This window comes from Desulfofundulus thermosubterraneus DSM 16057 (assembly GCF_900142025.1).
Lineage (GTDB): Bacteria > Bacillota > Desulfotomaculia > Desulfotomaculales > Desulfovirgulaceae > Desulfofundulus > Desulfofundulus thermosubterraneus.
The window spans coordinates 47,533-65,098 of sequence record NZ_FQZM01000020.1 but is presented as its reverse complement, the minus strand read 5'-3'; the positions used below and the strand labels follow the sequence as shown (position 1 = coordinate 65,098).

Annotated in this window: 9 protein-coding genes and 1 pseudogene; 1 reads left to right on the top strand and 9 read right to left on the bottom strand. The window is 55.8% G+C overall.

Going from position 1 to position 17,566, the window contains the following annotated elements; translation table 11 throughout:
- From BUA65_RS09015 to BUA65_RS08980, 9 genes and pseudogenes are all read right to left on the bottom strand, one after another.
- A partial coding sequence (locus BUA65_RS09015) for a S8 family serine peptidase (protein WP_165613223.1) occupies positions 1–525 on the bottom strand: 525 nt, incomplete at its 3' end.
- A gap of 27 nt (positions 526–552) precedes the next feature.
- Positions 553–678: pseudogene (locus BUA65_RS19330) on the bottom strand (hypothetical protein); the annotation flags it as partial.
- A 24-nt stretch (positions 679–702) separates the two neighbouring features.
- Complete coding sequence (locus BUA65_RS09010; RefSeq protein WP_072869044.1) at positions 703–963, bottom strand: hypothetical protein; 261 nt, start codon at positions 961–963, stop codon at positions 703–705.
- A 264-nt stretch (positions 964–1,227) separates the two neighbouring features.
- The gene (locus BUA65_RS09005) at positions 1,228–4,203 is read right to left on the bottom strand and encodes a C25 family cysteine peptidase (RefSeq protein WP_072869043.1); all 2,976 of its coding nucleotides are present in this window, start codon (positions 4,201–4,203) and stop codon (positions 1,228–1,230) included.
- A gap of 139 nt (positions 4,204–4,342) precedes the next feature.
- Complete coding sequence (locus BUA65_RS09000) at positions 4,343–5,167, bottom strand: cohesin domain-containing protein (protein WP_072869041.1); 825 nt, start codon at positions 5,165–5,167, stop codon at positions 4,343–4,345.
- Between the two features lie 189 nt (positions 5,168–5,356).
- A complete protein-coding gene (locus tag BUA65_RS08995; protein ID WP_242656283.1) occupies positions 5,357–9,982 on the bottom strand; it encodes an Ig-like domain-containing protein in 4,626 nt (1,541 codons plus the stop codon).
- A gap of 389 nt (positions 9,983–10,371) precedes the next feature.
- Entirely contained in the window at positions 10,372–14,328 is a 3,957-nt protein-coding gene (locus tag BUA65_RS08990; protein WP_084062212.1) for an Ig-like domain-containing protein, read from the bottom strand.
- Positions 14,329–14,365: 37 nt separating this feature from the next.
- The gene (locus tag BUA65_RS08985; RefSeq protein ID WP_072869036.1) at positions 14,366–16,261 is read right to left on the bottom strand and encodes an S-layer homology domain-containing protein; all 1,896 of its coding nucleotides are present in this window, start codon (positions 16,259–16,261) and stop codon (positions 14,366–14,368) included.
- Between the two features lie 105 nt (positions 16,262–16,366).
- Positions 16,367–16,609: a helix-turn-helix domain-containing protein gene (locus BUA65_RS08980; protein WP_242656280.1), complete on the bottom strand. Its 243-nt coding sequence runs from the start codon at positions 16,607–16,609 to the stop codon at positions 16,367–16,369.
- 302 nt (positions 16,610–16,911) lie between these two features.
- Between BUA65_RS08980 and BUA65_RS08975 the strand changes: the two genes are divergently transcribed.
- Complete coding sequence (locus tag BUA65_RS08975; protein ID WP_072869034.1) at positions 16,912–17,340, top strand: helix-turn-helix domain-containing protein; 429 nt, start codon at positions 16,912–16,914, stop codon at positions 17,338–17,340.
- Positions 17,341–17,566 lie beyond the last annotated feature (226 nt).

Below are 17,566 nucleotides of genomic sequence, written 5' to 3'. Positions count from 1 at the left end.
GAACACCGGACCGCCTTCATTGCCGGCGGCGGCCACCACCACCACACCGCGCTCCCAGGCATAGTCAACCGCATCGGCCAATGCCTGAGAGTACTGTGGACCGCCCAGGCTGAGGTTGATCACCTGTGCCCCGCAGTCAACGGCGTGGGCAATGGCCTGGCTCACCCAATAGATATTAGTTTCCCCCAGCCAGTTGAAGACCCTCAAGGGCAGTATCTGCACATTTTGCCGCCCGGCGGTACCGGCAATGCCGGTGGCGTTGCCGGTGGCGGCAGCGATAACACCAGCCACTTCCGTACCGTGCCCGTCCAGATCCAGCGGGTATGAATCGTTTAATTCAAAATCCCAGGCTCCATCAAGCGAGATGCGCCCCTGCAGATCTTCGTGATAAAAATCGATGCCCGAGTCAACCACGGCCACAATCACCGGTTCCTGATTTGGCGCCAGCTTATCCCATGCCCCGGCAGCATTGATCGTGTGCAGCGCCCACTGGTCAAAAAACAGGGGATCGTTTGGGACGTACATCACATGCAGGGGATAATTGGGCTCCGCATACTCTACGCGCCCGCTCCGCTTTAATTCTGCAATGGCCTCCTCCCTGTCTTTTACCCGGAGCAGGGATAAATCCCCTTTTTCGTGGATTTTTTCGGCAGCACATTTTTTGAGAAGCGCCTCTTTGCTTTCTTTGTCCGATGACTTTTTCTATTTCACGATAATCTCCCGGCTGTAGTCCCGGGCGGGCATTTGTTTCTCCCGCTGGCGCCGTTCTTCAATCAACTGGCGGGCAGTTTCTTTTGAGGCGTAGGCATGGCCGGCTACCGAAAGCGCCTGCAGATTTCCGGGCAGGTAAGCCTGATCATTTTCCGCCGGCCGGGCCACTGCGCTGGGTACATGAATAGTTATGATTGCCAGAAAAATTAGCAACCCCGCCACCCACTGGTAATAAACCCTTTTCGGCGACAAAAAACATTCCTCCCCCGGTATATAGTTCCTAAACATTTTTCGATAACATGAGACCATATTCCTTAAATATTTCATGTAAAACTTCCGTGTGGCTGGGACAGGTGCTATGCGACAACAGGACCTTACCAGCTATTCCTTTCCTCCATTCACCATACAGCGAAAAGATAAAGCACCCTCGGAGGGATAAGCCCCGAGGGCTGACCACAAGCATAAGTTATCAATAAGTTAATAAGTTAAGTGCCTGGCACCATCCTCCTCCTATCCTCAAACCCGCCCCAGAGCAATGTTCGCGATCAGCACCACATCGAGCACGTTGATAACCCCGTCCCCGTTGGCGTCGGCCGCGTTCCTTTCCTCGTCATTTGGCTGGACGCGGCCCAGGGCGATGTTGACGGTGCGCACCACGTCCTGGACGTCCACCACGCCGTCACCGTTGACGTCGCCTTTGGCGCGGGTGACCACAATGATGTTGCCTTCAACAGTGCTTACTGGGAGGCTACAGCCTGCGGCATCGTTCACTATCGCATCCTCAAACCGCAGGTGTGCTGTCGCGCCCGGCGGTGCATCTTTTGCCACCCTAAAGCTCAGCTTCACCAGTTCGCCCTCGCTACTACCTAGGGTCTGGCCCGCTAGGTTGTAGCCTATCACCTTAAGGCCACCCTCAACCGGTTGAGCGTCCAGGTTCCACCCGCTATCTCCTGAGATCAGGCCACCTTTTTCTACATGCGGCTCGGTCAACCAAGAAGCATCCCAGACGAGGGTGAACTGGAAGCCTGCGACCCCCGCAGCTTTTTGCACAGTCAGCGGCACTGTGACCACACCTCCGGGACCGCCACTAGCTGTTTCCGGCAGGCAGAGCACCACCGCTTCTTGGCCCGGGATGGCAATCCGGACAGCCGGGTCGCCCAGAAGATTGAGCTCGTAATAACAGAACCGCATATAGTCGTCCGTCTGGGCCAAGCCAACGCTATCCTCCTTGGAGTCCTGGTTGGCCACGCCCAGCCAGGGAATCCCCTCGCCGAAGACAGCGTCCCAGAACTCCCGGTCGTACCGCTGAGAGGTGCCGTTGGTTGAAGTGTCATCACCCCACCCGTAGCGGGAGTTTGCTATCACCGCAAAGGCCCCTGCCTGCTGGGCAACCAGGTGTTCGGCGATGCAGTCCTCATCTATGGCCCAGTTACTATCGTCACGGTTGTCAAAGGAACCCGCATAACAGCCCTGGGTATAAAGGAAAAATGTGCGGCTGTTTTCCAGCTTATCTACGTCTTCGTTCTCGAGCTTCATCACGTAGGTGTTGTAAGCGTGGCCTAAATGGTTGAGCAGGTGGGGACCGCTGTTAAGAACTTGTAATGCCTCTTCTGGCATGAACTTCCTTTCAGGCGTGTCGTAGAGCGTCTGCACTTCGAAGACCGGCGGGAAACCAGCCGTTGTGTACCCGTGGTTCGAGGAGCCGTCTTTAATCTCGTTCTTGTAGTCACTACCCCAGACCTTCCAGCCAAGGTCTTCGCCCACCATCCAGGCTTCCTTGCTCGCCGCTCCCTTTTCATATGCTATCGTTTTGGCGACGAAGGTGCTGGCTTCCTCCGGCGAATCTACCGGTGCCCGCCCCACATAGAGCTCTGCCAGAAGGTCGACATCGCCTCCGTCCTCGCCGTCGCAGGGCTCGCCGTAAATCCTGTTCCCGTTACCGTCGTAACTTCCATCCAGACACGCGTAGTAAAGGTCGCCAGCGATGTCTTCAGGGCCGAGCGGAAAGCCGTCTCCACTGGAAAACTGGGACGACTGGCGTGCCGCATACGGTGATGCCCAAAACGCCTCGCTGAAACTTTTCCCGGCGACGCCGGAGAGGTAGCTTTCTATCTGCTCCAACTCGCGCACCAACTCAGTGTATCTGTCCCCATGGCACCTCCGTATCTCTTCTCGGAGCGAGGCGACGAAGCTGCACAACTCCCGTGTGTCGGCCTCGCTCAGCACGGGGCCCTCTTTGCCGGCCGTGAGGTCCCCAAACCAAGGCGTGTACTTTGTCAGGATGGTGGTCGCTTGCCGCAACAGGAAGGGGTTCGTAAAGAGGACTCTATACACCATCGGGCTGTATCGGTAGTACATCCTTATGTAGTCGGGGTGGAGGCAGGCATCGCGAAACTCCCTGAGGGTTCCGATGATCTCCTTGGCCGCACCGGGCTCCTGGGTCTTTGCTATCGCCTCAACAAGGCAGTCGCCTTCAACAGGGGGGCAATAGAGGGCCCGGGTCGGCACGATGGGGTCTTCGCTTTCTCCCCCCACATCCTTTCTGTCCCCGTCACCGCCTAAGAGCACAAAGCTTATCCCGTTTTTTTCCTTAGCCTCTCTCAGGAAGTTGCGAATCTGCTCCTGGGGATCGCGGCCGGGGTAGGTGGCGTAGATATCCTCCACGCAGACCACAGCGCTCTGCAACCCTTGAGAACTCCTCCACTCTGCCAGAGGGGTGAAGGCTGGTGCCAAAGCACGGCTGGTAATGATGAGGTAGTCATAAAAACCCCTAAGGAGCCACGAACGACCCGTAGGTAAAGGCGTCGAAAGGTAACTATTCAGCTCCGAAGGGTTGTCCACCATCCTCCGGATCATAAAACTGTCGATCTTGGAGGGCAGAAATCGTGGTCTGGCATTGGATGGCCGGAACCGTACGACGAGTGTTAGTTGCTCGTAGTAGGAGACCTGCCCGGTTTTAGGGACATACTCTACTGGATAGAGATTTGCTATCACTATGGGGCAGCCGCTCTTGTATTGAACCGCAACATTTCCCAATGGCTTTGCATGGTATGGTGCGGCTGAGCTGTAAATCTCCGGGTCAGGTACCGGCTCAGAAGGCTTTGCTGTAGATGCGAGGGGCTTCGGTTTTGCACCTGGTTCAAGTTTGAAATGGCCCAGCACACGCTTTGCCCCACCGACGATCCGGACTTCTGCTACTTCCTTTCCAGCAGGGACAAGGACGAATGCTTGGCGGACAGGTATGAGTGGCTTGCCGGGTAAACTCTCCATCTTCAGACCAGGGATGTAGACTACGTCATACCCCGTCGCCGTTCGCCGTTCTACCTTTGGAGAAGGAAAGTAATAAGTCAGGTGCAACTCGTCTCCAATTCTGTTTACCTCAGTTTTTGCCCAAGCGGCACTGGTCATGTTGGTCATATAAACGAATAAAAGGATCAAAAAGAGAGAAAAAAGACCTAGACCCCCAAAACCAATGAATGCCTTCCGCCGCATAATTTCACTCCTTATCTGTTAAACTCAACTTAGGAGGCAGGATTACTCATCTAAGTTGGCAAAATTATAGCCAGATGTTTCCGGGAAAAGGATTTTCTCTCCTTAAACTGTACGGTAAAACTAAATAAGTTACCTTCATTCACTGCGCGGTGAACCGGCCGCTGACCAGGCTTACGCCGGTAAGCTCCCCGCCGTCGGCGTCCGAGAGCACCGCGCCTCGCAGGGCCAGCTCGCTCTGGGCTCCCGCCGGCGCGGCATCCGCCACCCGGAAGGTAATGACGGCCAGTGTACCGGTGCCTCCGGCGATCGTGCTGCCCGCCAGGTTGGCGATGATCACCCGGGCCGCACCGTCCAGGGCGCTACCTGAGACCAACCAGTCCTGGCCCTCGACGAGCTCCCCGGCGGAAACTCCCTGGAAGGCGAGCAGGCTTTTGTCAAAGAGTACGTCGAACTGCACGCCGGCCACCTCGCCAGTGCTGGTCAAACCGACCGGTACCTGCACAGTGCTCCCCGGTGCCCCGGTCAAGCTGCTGCCGATGGTGATCTGCGGCCCCGCTGACGGCCGGATGTCAACAATCACGGCCCGTCCGTTTTCAACCCGCAGCTCCCTGCCGGCCTCGGGTTTGCCTGTCCGGTAGGCGGGGTCATTGACGATGTCGGCGAAGCGCTTGCCCGCACTGAAGCCTTTCTGATAGTCCAGAACTTTCTGGTCGTCGGTTTCCACAACAACGTCCGCGCCGGTTTCCATGGCATTGCCCACATGCTGCACGACACCATTGTACAGGGTTTTGTTCCCGTTCATGGCGTCCGTACGGGCTTTGGCGTAGTCAACCTTTACTATATCGCTGCCGCTCCCGAAATAGATGTACTGCGGAACGCCGGCGGCAAAGGCTACACTGGCGAGCAGGAAAGCAAAAAACACGGCCAAAACGGCAGCACGAAGGGATTTTGCGAGTGACGTCAATTTGCACAACCTCCCCTGGTTTTAGTTTGGGGCTAACTGCGATTCAGCCCATCGGCATTACTATATTACTATACAGCGAAAATATAAGGCGCCCCTGTGGGGCACAACCCACCGGGGCGCCGGCCACGGGCACGCACTTATCAATAAGTTAATAAGTTAAGTGCCTGGCATCGTTTGCATCCCATCGGTCTATTGGGTGATGGTAACGCCTGTAGTGGAGGTCTTCCTGTAGGCGTTGCCGGCAGCGTCCCAGATATTCTTCATATCAGCGGGCTGAGACTTGACGTTTATCTTGACAAGACCGACGTCAATTACGCTGTCGGCACCCAGCTTGATCACTATCTTGGTGCCGTCGGCTGCGTTGTCGGTGAACCGCAGGATTTCCGGGTTGCTACCGAAACTGTTGCCACTGATATCGAACTCAAAGTCGTTATAGACATTGGCACTTACGCTATCAACGTTGACGCCCTCGTCGAAGGTCAGCACGACATAGCCGTAGGGGTTTGTCTCGTTGTGGCCCGTGGTGTAGCCATCGCCGTTCAGATCAAGGGCGTTGGCGACAAACCGAGCTGCCACAAGAGCCGGTCCGGTGGTGTCGTCTGAGGTGATAGCAATGTCATTAGCGTCATTGGCGGCCTGGCCCCACTTGTTGGCAAGGTCGGCATTCGTAAGTGTTACCTTGAGAGTGGCGACGTCGTTCAGGTTCACGGCTGGAATCCCGGAATCAACCTCGATACCATAGACAGCGAGTCTTACGGTGACGGTCTTGCCGCTGACAACCGCGCCGTCCTGTAGGTCTATGCTTTCCGTAGTCGCACCATTATTATCACTCACGTCAACACTGTTTTCATTGAAGTCGCCATCGGAGGCAACCACATCCACGTCGAAGGCGAGCACCAGCTGGTCGCCTTCGTCAATGGCGCCGCTGTTGTTGCTGTCGGCGTACTTGACCGACTGCAGTGTGGGCCTGACCACACCGGCAGGCGGCAGGATGGTCCGCAGGTCGCCATCATCAGCCGCGAACTTCACGGTCTGGCCGGAAGCAGCGGTGAAATCGGCGTTATTCGCAATGCCGAACTTCTTATCCACCGGGTCTGCACCGGAGCCGAGGGTTATAATAAGCTCGTTAGAGTTGACCCCCGCGGCGAATGTGGCGTTGGGCAGGTAGTCCACAGAGGTTCCAACGGCCTTGGCGAAGTCGGCCTGGTTCAGGCCTGCCAGATTAAACTCGACCGGCTCGGAGAACACCAGGGTGATGGTGTCGGCGGCGGTCAGGGTGCCGGAGCCGTCAACGTCCTTGATCCTGATGTCGCCGGATTCCAGGGTTACCGGGTTAGCGTCGGCTCCGCTCGCGGTGATGTCCGCGGATTCGGTGAAGCTGTTACCGAAGGTGTCCTGGATGCCGGTTGCCTTGAGCACATATTTCGCGCCTGCGGTAAGGGCCGTCGCCGTCCAGAGGTAGGCAGTCCTACCGTCGGCGAGGAGGTCCACCTTGGTAATAGCCACCTGGTTGGCCGGATTGGCCTTCAGGTAGAGCTGCCAGTTGGCGGTGTTCTCCACGCTGGCGGCGTTCATGTTGCTGTCGAAGGTGGCCTTGAGCAGCTTCAGAGGTGTACCGGACTTCGACGCGACTAACGCTCCAGCCAGAGCCGAGGTGGCGCTGCTGGTATAGCTCACCGCGACCTGGGTTTCCGCTGTATCGGCGTCGTTGCTGTTGCCGTTGGTGTCTACCAGCACGCCGGCGTTCCCCAGGCGCAGCTTGAGAGAATTCTTGTCGCTGATGGCTTCGACCTTATCATCCGCAACAGTAGTATTTGCCGCAATGTCAATCCACACTTCGCTGCCATATTCGTTTGCGGTAAACTTACTCGACTTAAAAGCGTCTTTGTACAGATCATCATCCTGCAGGCCACTCAGGTCGACAACCGGGGTCTGGTCGTTTCCGTCGGCGAAGAATTGTACGTCGCCGCTCCCGTTGAAGTTACTTACGTTCATGTTGACCTTCTCGTTGAAGACCAGGTGCAACAGGTTCGTGGCCTCGTCGTAGGAGGCGGAGACAATATAGGGTTTGACATCGTCGTTCACGTAGGTCAGTGCGCCGTCCGTTACCCGGGCGTTGTACTTTCCGTCGATACCGGCAAAGACGCCACTGGCGATGTCAATGGCCGGCGAGGCCGGAGCGTCACCTGTGCCCTCAAACTCACCGATTGCCCTATCATCAGTGGCTTCAAAGACCAGGGTGTCGCTATCGGTGGTAGTCTTGAGAACCGCGCCCAGGTCGGCCAGGGTCTTGTTAGTCGCACCCTTCAGGGTTACGTCGGCAAAGTTGGCGAAGGCGGAGACGTCAATGGCCCTGTCAAACACCAGGGTGAGCTGGTTGGCAAGCTCGTCGTAGGTAGCGGAAAGCAACCGGACGTATACCGCGGAGGTGGCTACGACAGAGCCTGCGGCGTTGTCATTGCCGGCCAGGTCCTTGAAGGCGCCGGCCTGGACGGTTACCGTCAGGTCTTCCAGTGCCGCAACCTGGGACTTCAGCTCTGCAGTCAGTTCCAGCACGATACTTTCGGAGTAAACACTGCTTGACACGGTCGCCGTAGCCAGGCTGATGCCGCCGATGCTGATCTTACTCTGATCCACGTAAGCGTCGACCGCCTGGACTGTCTCGTTAGCAGTAAGTATAAGCCGCCCGTTGGTGCCGGCATCCAGGTCGAGGGAAGCGCTGGCCAGGACCGGTGCCTGGGTGTCGGCGCCAATTCCGCCGGTGAAGTCTTTATAGCTATTGACCGCAACGTAGTTCCCTACGACATCCTTCACTCTGGTAGCAACGACAGACGTTACCGGGTTTACAAACAGCCGGTACTGGACGGCGTCCAGGGTGCCCATATTCTCAACGCCCAGTGTGTTGGTGGTTGCTGTACTTAAGGTGATCAGCACCGTCTTGCCGTCGGCCTGCAGGACGGCATAGTCAGCATTACCACTGTTACCCAAGGTCAATTGTTCACCGGTGGTAACGTTACGCAGCACGTAGTTACTGATGGTTTCGGCGTTATTCTCGTCGACCGCCTCGCTGAAGACCACGACAAGCTGGTTGCCGTTGACGTTCTCAACGGAGACGATCTCCGGGGCCTTCTTGTCCACCAGGGTCACGCTGACCTGCTCGGCTGCGTTGCCGGCCTTGTCAGTGACGTCAATGGTCAGGGTCTGATTGGCGCCCTGCACTTCGTTCAGCAACACGGAGTAAGTGTTGGCCGCTTCTTCGGCGGTGACAGCCAGGGTCTGGCCGGCCTGGGCCACGGTGATGTCCTCGGCTGAAACGTTGGCGTCTTCAACAGTGAAGGTGAGCTTCTGCTGGTCGGCAGTCACGTCCACGGTGGCCGCGGCGACGGTGATGACCGGAGCAGTCAAGTCAATGGTGAACCTCACGGTCTTGGTGGCTTCGTTGCCGACTGCGTCAGTGGCAGTGACTACCAGCTCGTGGGCGCCCTCAGCGGCGATCTCGGAGCCGTCGTACTCGGCGCCATCCAGGGTCATGGTCACGGTGGCATTCTCGTCGTCGGTGGTGACAACCGGGGTCACCCCAGCGTTGTAGAACGCGTTATTAGACACGCCTTCCACAGTGATAGCCGGAGCCGTGGTATCGAGTGTAACATTGATGCTGACCGGAGTTGCAGCGTTGCCAGCAGCGTCGGTTGCCTCAACGGTGATGATATTCGCGCCTTCAGTCAGAGTCACAACAGTGCTGAAGGTCAGGTCTTCGTTCACTGTCACTTCTTCGCCGTTCACCTTAACAGTAGCAGCCTCGCTCACGCGGCCGGATACGGTGAACTCTGCTTTGTTAACTGTAGCGTCAGTTTGATCCAAGGTGATTACCGGAACTTCGGTATCAGGAGCTTCAGCGACAATTACGTCCACAGAAGCTTTAAGGCCATTTGGGTTGGTTAAGTTTTCTGGCAATACCAGGGTCCCCTCAAAGGTGTATGTCCCAGCGGTATTCCCGTCGTAACTGGAGGTATCCCAGTTGACGTCAATCATCTGGGTAGAGTTGTCGCTCAGGGTTACTTCTACTTGAGCCGGCAGCTCAAGACTGTCAACGGGTGTACCGTACTCAACGTTTATAGCGTTAATAGCACTCACCGATACAACTTCCAGCTTCGGCGAAGCCCACTTGACCCTGTTGTTCACGCCCGCTTTGAGCTGGAAGCCGGCTCCGAACTCCAGGGTGATCTCCTGGTCGTAGGCGGCGTTCTGGATGGTCACGGTGTAGGTGTTCGGTATGCCTTCCTTGGCCACTACCGTGCTGCGCGGGTTGATGGCGGCCTGCAAAGCTTCGGCGGTGGTGCCTTCGGCCACGATTTCCACTACGCCAAGGGTATCAGTGGGCGTAATGGAGCTGATCTCCACCACTGCCGGCTGCTGAATGTCCCCGATTTCCGGCTGGCCGTTTTCATTCAACCGCAGCTCTTTGTTGACTGCGGGCTTTTCGGTCTGGTAGGCGGGGTCATTGACGATGTCGGCGAAGCGCTTGCCCGCACTGAAGCCTTTCTGATAGTCCAGAACTTTCTGGTCGTCGGTTTCCACAACAACGGCCGCGCCGGTTTCTATCGCATTGCCCACATGCTGCACGACACCATTGTACAGGGCTTTGTTACCCTGCATGGCATCCTTACGGGCTTGGGCATAGTCTACCTTTACCATATCGCTGCCGCTCCCGAAGTAGATGTACTGCGGAACGCCGGCGGCAAAAGCCACACTGGTGAACAGGAACACCAGCGCCATGGCAAGGGTGATTACCCGAAGATGTTTAACGCGTGGCATCAAGTTGCATAACCTCCTTAGATTTCCTTAATGTTTTTCCCAAGAACCATCATCATCGCTATTCACTTGAAGGTTGCAAAACACCATCAGCTCATTCCATCACCCCTTCGCAATGATTTGCCACGATTATTCAGTTATTCAGTTAATGTACAGAGATTACGGTGCTGTTCCGCACACCCGCGTACTACGGGTAACATACACACGGTTTGCTTGGAGCCGGCTCTGCCTCTCTGCGGTTTGCCAGCTGGTTCTTCCACCTTACTGCCGGCCGGTTTCGCTGGCGTCCTCAAGAGAAGAGCCGGCATCCACGCTTCACCGTGTGTTATTACTGGCGTTTCACTAAATCACACATACTGGTCAACGCAGTTCTTTAGTTGTTAGATGTAGGATTACAATTTCTGCACAAAAACCGTCTTTTCGTCGGTGCCGGCAGAGGTGGTGACCACAACTTTAACGCTATCTCCCTCTTTCAGACCGTTCAGAACGCCTTCCCATTTGTCACCTTTATTCTGCAGGGCCTGGCCGTTGGCGGTGACAGAAGTAGCGGTAACGCCATCATTCAGAAACACCCAGACGTAGGTCACGCCTAAGAAATCCACATTGGCGCGTATTTCCTTGATGGCATTCACAGTACCGGGAGGAGGGGTCTCCTGCATTTTGATCTCAATCTTGCCAACCAGGTCTTCCTTTTTGGTACCATTGGGCACTTCCGCACGCCACATGTTTGGTGCATTCTGCTGCTTGCTTGCGGCCCTGCCCAAAATGGTCACGGCAGTTACCTTATCCACGTACTCCGGCTTGATGGTGATGGTGGCGTAGGTCTTATCAATTATCTCGGCGTAGTTGACCACTGGCTCACCCTCCATCTGCTCCGGCCACGCTGTCACAGGTGCGGTCACAGTCACCTTGAACGTCGCAGTGCCATCAGAGTAACCATCTTTCTTAGCCGTCACGGTGATGGTAACTTCGCCGGCGGCCACGCCGGTCACGGTCAGCTTGTTGCCGTTCACAGCGACGGTAGCCTTAGAAGTGTCGCTGGAAGAGGCGATCACAACGGCGTCAGCCGGAGTTGTGGTGACAGTCACGTCAACGGTCTTGCCGGCTTCAACAGTTTGATCGGTAATGGAGCTGATCTCCACCACGGGCGGCTGCGGTGCAGCACCACTGATGTACGCTTCAACAGTCTGATACTTCGAGTTAGTGATTGCCGGTACCTTGCCTTTCTTGCTGCCGTCCAGGCCGATGCCGTTAACGCCGTAGCCCTTGTCGAATTTCAGTTCAAACTGGTTAACGCCATCGTTGTTATCAAAAAGCAGTTCTTCTGTAGTTGCAGGATTACCGTCGTCAATGGCCTTCAGCGTGGTGGGAACGGTAAGCACGTTCTTGAAGCCAACGCCTTTGCCGTCCTTGTCGCCGTCAATGTCGTCGCCGGCCACGATGAAGTCGGCAGGCAGCTGGATGGTTACCAATTGTCCTCTCCAGACGCCCATGTCCGCGTCCATGGATACGCTGTTGCCCTTGGCGTCTTTGCCGTCGCCGTAGAAGTTGTTATAGTTTTCATTGTTCGGGTCGTTGTTTTGCCTGTACAGTACTACCGGCTGAGAGGTAATGTTGGCATCCTGGGTTACCTGCTTGCCGTTGATGTCATAGGTTTCTGCCCTGATGGCTCTAATTTCCATCTGCCGGCTGTACAGGATGTAGATGTAGTCGTGTCCATCCCCCTTCTTGTCATCATCAGCGTAGGCCCAGATGATGTACGGGTCGACGGTGTTGTCACCAAGCGGTACTGGCGGCTGGTCAGCCTTGATGGTGAACGGGAATTCCCTGGTTTTCATAGTGTTACCAACGTCGTCGGAAATCTGGCGCACTACCAATTTCCAGTCGCCTGCTTCCAGCTGCATTTTGGGCCTGACGTTGAATTTCACGTCATGCTCATCCACCGGCGTGCCGTAAATTTCGCCTTCGACCTTGGTGCCTGCGGATACCGTACCTTCGGATACCTTGACGTATTCAAAGGTGGGCACTGGTACGCCGTCGCCAAGCTCTTGCTCAACGCTCGGAGTCCTGGCCGGAGCTATGAAGTCGCCCCGTACATTGTCGTACAGCTGTACCGGCTCGGTCATGGTGATGGTTGCAGCACCGGTCACGGGGTCAGCAAAGATGCATTCCTTAACGTCCGGCGACTCGGTGTCTTCCGGGATGGTTACGGAAGCGCTCAACGCTTTGCTATCACTTGACACCAGGTTACCGTACACGTCATACAGGTTACCCTTCAGGCTGACCTTAAACACCTTGTTGTGGTAGGCAACGTTGCCGCCGTTGTCTTTAAGGATCTGGGTCCAGTCACGGGTCAGTTCCAGTATGAACTGGTCATCCTGCAACGGTACAACACGGTAATCGGATTCGCGCAAGTTTTCAATTACTGTGCCGCCCTGTTCCAGCAACTGGACGTTCAGCTGGCCGGCTGCTGAGAGGTCTACTTTCCTGGTGGCGTTTTCATCTGTGTAGATGGGCTCGTTTACTGTGATGACGAATTGCTCCGGAGATTCCTTGGTTAAACCGATACCGGGTTGAACCTCCGGTTTTTTGTACTCGAATACGAAGTCCTGCGTAGTTATCTTGTTATTGTCGCTCAGGTCGGTCAGCCCTGCCCAGTCGGCGATGGACTTGGCCTGCAGCAGGTTCTGGCCGTCTACCAGGTACAGCTTAACTGCCGTGTTGGTCAGGGTGATAAATACGGTGTTTCTTTCTTTGCCCTTTTGCACGGCGGAGTAATCGTCGGCCAGGGGTTCTTCGGTCGGGATGTCCAGCACCCTGATTTCTTTAACGTCGTTGGCAGTCAGCTTGTGACCGTTGAGCACCCAGTTCTCGGGGTTCTCGGCAGTCAGTCTGTTGACCGGTTCGGAAAATACGGCCATCAGAGTGTTTGCCGGCAGGAACGATGCGTCGTTGTTGAATGCCTTGACTCCATAGGCTGTAGGTGCGAACTTGTCGATCAGCATGAATTTGTTGTTGGCAACGTCGGTGTCTTCAGCCAGGCGCACCGTGGCAGCAGATGGTTCGATTGCATAATAGTTGTATGCGTTGTCTTCCATGACTTGCCGCTGCAGAGCGTCAAGGGTATAACCGTTTGCGTTATACGCGGGCAGGTTCAGCAACGCTGTAAACACGTAGGATGCGCTGACGGAAGAGTCCCTTCTCAGCAGCACTACGTTGGCAATATCAACGATGTCAATCTTTTGATTCCTGGGGTTGTAAATTTTAACTTGGTTTTTGATGGCTTCTTTTACTGCGTCAACGTCGCTGTTGGCTACGCCGCCGATATAGATGTCGACGCGGTCAGCCATGTCAGCGGACTTAATGCTGTCTACGATGTAAGTCCTGATGGTGGTTTCACCGCCACCGCCAGTAGGATTATAAGCTTTATATGTTAACTGTATAGGGTCAGTTTCTAAACCTACAATGTCCTGTACTTCTGTAGACTTAATTCTTACTTTAATTTCGTCGGTGACATCAGTATTGCTGTTCCGCAAGGTTACCTGGAACCGGGCTTTACCTTTGTCAAACGCGCACTCGGCTTGGGCTGACGAAAGACCAAGCTTAGACACAAACACAGCAGTACCCGCAAAGTCGGTATCTACTTGGCCATCGGGACCGTATATGGTTGCTTCAACGTACATTTGTGTTCTGCCGTCGGCCAATAGCTTGCCTGCTTCAGAGTCTGCCAGCAGGTCGTCTTTGTTGGTTATGACCAGTGAGTAGACGCTTTTAAAGTTAACTGTCGCGGTGTATTCTTTGCCCTGATATGTGAAGGTTACCTGGTTCTCTCCGGGTACCAGCGGAGAGGGTGTAAAGTCAGTAATTTCAACGGTTTGGCCGTTGCTGAAGGTGACCTTAATTTTACTAGCGTTAATAGCACTCACCGAGACAACTTCCAGCGACTCCTGGCCGACCGGTTTCGGAACCGCCTGGCCATTCTCTTCAACTACATTGTGTGTGGGCTGAAGCGGCTGCCCCTGGGGTTCCTTACCACTCAGCACTGCCTGCACGGTATCGGCATATTTCCCGCCATACTTGAAAGTAGAATCGAAATCAACTTTTACACCCGAGCTGTCATCAATCACGATTTTATTTCCATTCGTAAAGGCCCAGCTGAAGCTATTCCTGAAGTGATTCGCCAGAGCCTGGGAAGTGCCGAGTTTCGTGTAGTCATAGTTATAGACCATGTTGTTCTGGGCCGTAACCTGAACAGCCAGTGGGGCTGCATAGGCAGCACTGGAAAGCACCAGCGAGAGCACCATCAGCACTGCCAGTACTGACCAGATTTTCCTCATCGATCTGGACATTAATTCTAACCTCCCAAACTGGAATTCACTTTAAAGATTACACCCCAAGGTCGACGACGGTGAACTGCCTGGTTTCGGATCCGTCCGGCCCGCTGGCCACCACATCAACCACGTCGCCAGCCTTCACGCCTTCCAGGGTGGCAGTCCATACGCCATTGCTCTGGATGTAGGTTGCCTCCACACTGCCAACCCTGACCGAGGTTACGTTTTTGCCCGGCAAAATATAAATGTAAGCGTTGGTACCGAAAGTAGCGCTGTAAGTAATGTTCGATTTTGCCGTATCAATCAGCTGAGCTTCACCGGGCTGAGGCGGAGGTGTCGCCTGCTTACGGGTGACGGTGATGTTCAGTTCAGACTCAGCCAATGTTCCGCCCAGAACGGTTCTCCACTCGGCGGGATTGGCCTGCTGCTGAACCGCCGGTTGCCCGTTGACGGCGACTCCGTCAATTGCGTTTACCAGGTCGGGCTTGATAAACACCTTCACCGCCGTATTGCCTGCCAGATAAGACACGACAACATCAGCGACTTCTTCCGGCAGGGAAGGTGCCGCAGCCGTATTAACTTCTACCGTCAGGTCATCCACCGTAAAGCTTCCGGACAGAACCACACGCCACTCCAGGGGGTTGGCCTGCTGTTTTTGCGCCGCCTGTCCGTTCACCGTTACAGATGAAACCGTTCCGGCAAAATCAGCCTTGATATACACCTTCACCGCCGTATTTCCGGCCAGGGAGGAACATACCACATTTTCGACTTCCTTCGGCCACTTGCTGACCGTCACCACACAGGTGGCCGTCTTGCCGCCGTCTTCGGTTTTAACGGTGATGGTGGCCGTACCTGCCGCCACAGCGGTAACCTTACCTGTGTTATCCACCGTGGCCACGGCGGGGTTGCTGCTGGTCCAGGTAACATTTTTGTTGGTAGCGTTGCCCGGTGACACGGTGGCCGTCAGCTGGACACTTTCACCGACGGTCATGGTCAGGCTGGTTTTATCCAGGCTCACGCCGGTAACGGGTATGGTGGTCGACCCACCGCCGCCACTGCCGCTGCTACCGCTGGTACGCACTACGGCCACTTCACAGGTATCCTTAAAATTGCCGTCCGCGGTGGTGACAGTGATGGTAGCCTTGCCTTCAGCCACGCCTTTAACGTTGCCCTGGTCATCCACGGTGGCGATCTTCTCGTCGCTGGTGGACCAGGTCACTTTCTTGTTGGTGGCGTTGTCCGGGATAACGGCGGCTCTCAGCTGCACCGTGGAGCCCACGCTGAGGCTCAGCGTATTCTTATCCAGCTTTACCCCGGTAACCTTCACTTCTTCCTCCGGCGGTTGCGGAGTTTCTCCGGTGATGGCCCGGTCAAGAACCACAACGGTTTCCGCCCGGGTGATGGACATGGCCGGCCCAAAGGTGCCGTCGGAGTAGCCGCCCATCAGGCCTCTGGCCACCACAGCGGCCACGCTGCCCCGGGCCCAACTGCCGATTCGACCGGCGTCTTTAAATTTGCCCAGTACGCTTGCCTCGCCGCTCTCCAGGTTCAAAAGACGGCTGATGATGGAAGCGGCCTCCTGGCGGGTGATGGGCTGGTTCGGCCGGAAGGTCCCGTCTTCATAGCCGCCCACATAGCCGGCGCTCACGGCCGCGGCAACCTCACGGTAAAACCAGTCACCGGGCCTGACATCTTTGAATTTGATTGTTGCGCCGGTATTCTGCTTGTTCATGGCCCTGTTTACCAGGGCAACGAATTCGGCTCTGGTCACGGCTTTATTCGGCCGGAAGGTGCCGTCCTGGTAGCCGCCCACCAGACCCTTATCCGCCCATTTTTCCACCTGTTTCTGCGCCCAGTGGCCGTTCAGATCGGAAAAACCGGCATAGGCCGCACCGGCCAGGGCCAGAAGCAGGCAGAACACCAGGGTTACTGCCAGCAATTTCGACTTCATCGCGCGCTATTACCACCTTTCCCTTAATGCAGCCCTTCGACAGCGCTTCCTGCTCGCGTCTTCCACCGGGACATCAGCCCTGATAAACAAAACTCCCCACCTTAATTACTGCTGTTCCCCCGGGTCAGGTTCCTCCAATCGCGATTCGTGATTATCCCGGCCAAAAAAAAGCTCGTCCACGGTCACGCCGAAGAAGTCGGCCAGCTTCTTCTCCACCTCCTTGCGGGGGTGGCGGTGGCCGCCTTCGATCATGGCGTAGGAGCTCTGGCTGATGCCCACGGCTTCGGCTACCTGCCGCTGGCTGAGGCCCATCTTGAGCCTCAACTGGTACATCTTTTCATTTCTCACCCCGCTCACCCTTCGGCTGGTCTTGGAAAGCTAAAAACCCCTCCCTTCCTGCCAGACTGCGGCGCCGGCCGGCCCGCTTCAGCCCCGCGGCGCCGGCCGGCTGCTGGCACCCTCTGACTATTAGTATAATCACAATTCGCGATTGATGTCAAGGGTCCACCGGTTAAAATTTGCGCCGAACGTAAATAATTAGTAGAAGGTTTTTGCTTCTTATCACATTATGCGCTTTAACGGAAAATCCGTTTTTTATTTTCTTTTCCTATTTCACAAAACGTGTTAAATTACGATCGGGGTGAACCAACATGCCTTCCCTCGGCGAAAGGCTGGCCTACTTGCGCAATCAGAGGGGATTGTCCCAAGCGGAACTGGCCCGCCTGTTACATATGGGGCAGAGCACCATTGCCATGTACGAGAAAAACAGGCGCTCGCCGGACAACCAGTCTCTCAAACGGCTGGCTGATTTCTTCGGCGTTTCGACGGATTACCTGCTGGGACGCACCGACCGGCCTTACGGAACCGGCGGGGAGGGTGCACCCGGGAATGCGCCCCATGACGCGGATCTATACGCAGTTGCGGCCGATCCCCTGTTTGCCGGCCTGCTCAGGCAGGTACCGGACCTGACGGAGGAAGAAAAACAGTCCCTGGTTGAGCACTGGGAGTGGGCCCTGCGCTTTATAAAGAAGGAGAGGGAGCGGCGCAGGAAAAGGGAGGAAGGGAACCGGAAGGGATGACAGGGCCTCTACCGGGCGGGACGGCAAAACCTCCCCGGACCAGGTTGAAGGCCGCACCGCCCGGTACAAAGGAAAGAGTAAATATTCAGTAGAACCGTTATGACAAGGATGAGGCGCTGTCCGGAGCGAACGACTTGCGAAGCGCCGGTAACAGCACCCGGCAACCCAGCACTCACCGGCAAAAATGCTCATTCCAAGGCAGATGCAAAAGGTAGTAGAAAATTTA

Excerpts from the sequence above, each read along its gene's own strand:
- BUA65_RS08995 (WP_242656283.1), bottom strand. The coding sequence starts at position 9,982 with ATGCCACGCGTTAAACATCTTCGGGTAATCACCCTTGCCATGGCGCTG.
- BUA65_RS08985 (WP_072869036.1), bottom strand. The coding sequence starts at position 16,261 with ATGAAGTCGAAATTGCTGGCAGTAACCCTGGTGTTCTGCCTGCTTCTG.
- BUA65_RS08990 (WP_084062212.1), bottom strand. The coding sequence starts at position 14,328 with ATGTCCAGATCGATGAGGAAAATCTGGTCAGTACTGGCAGTGCTGATG.
- BUA65_RS09005 (WP_072869043.1), bottom strand. The coding sequence starts at position 4,203 with ATGCGGCGGAAGGCATTCATTGGTTTTGGGGGTCTAGGTCTTTTTTCT.
- BUA65_RS08975 (WP_072869034.1), top strand. The coding sequence starts at position 16,912 with ATGCCTTCCCTCGGCGAAAGGCTGGCCTACTTGCGCAATCAGAGGGGA.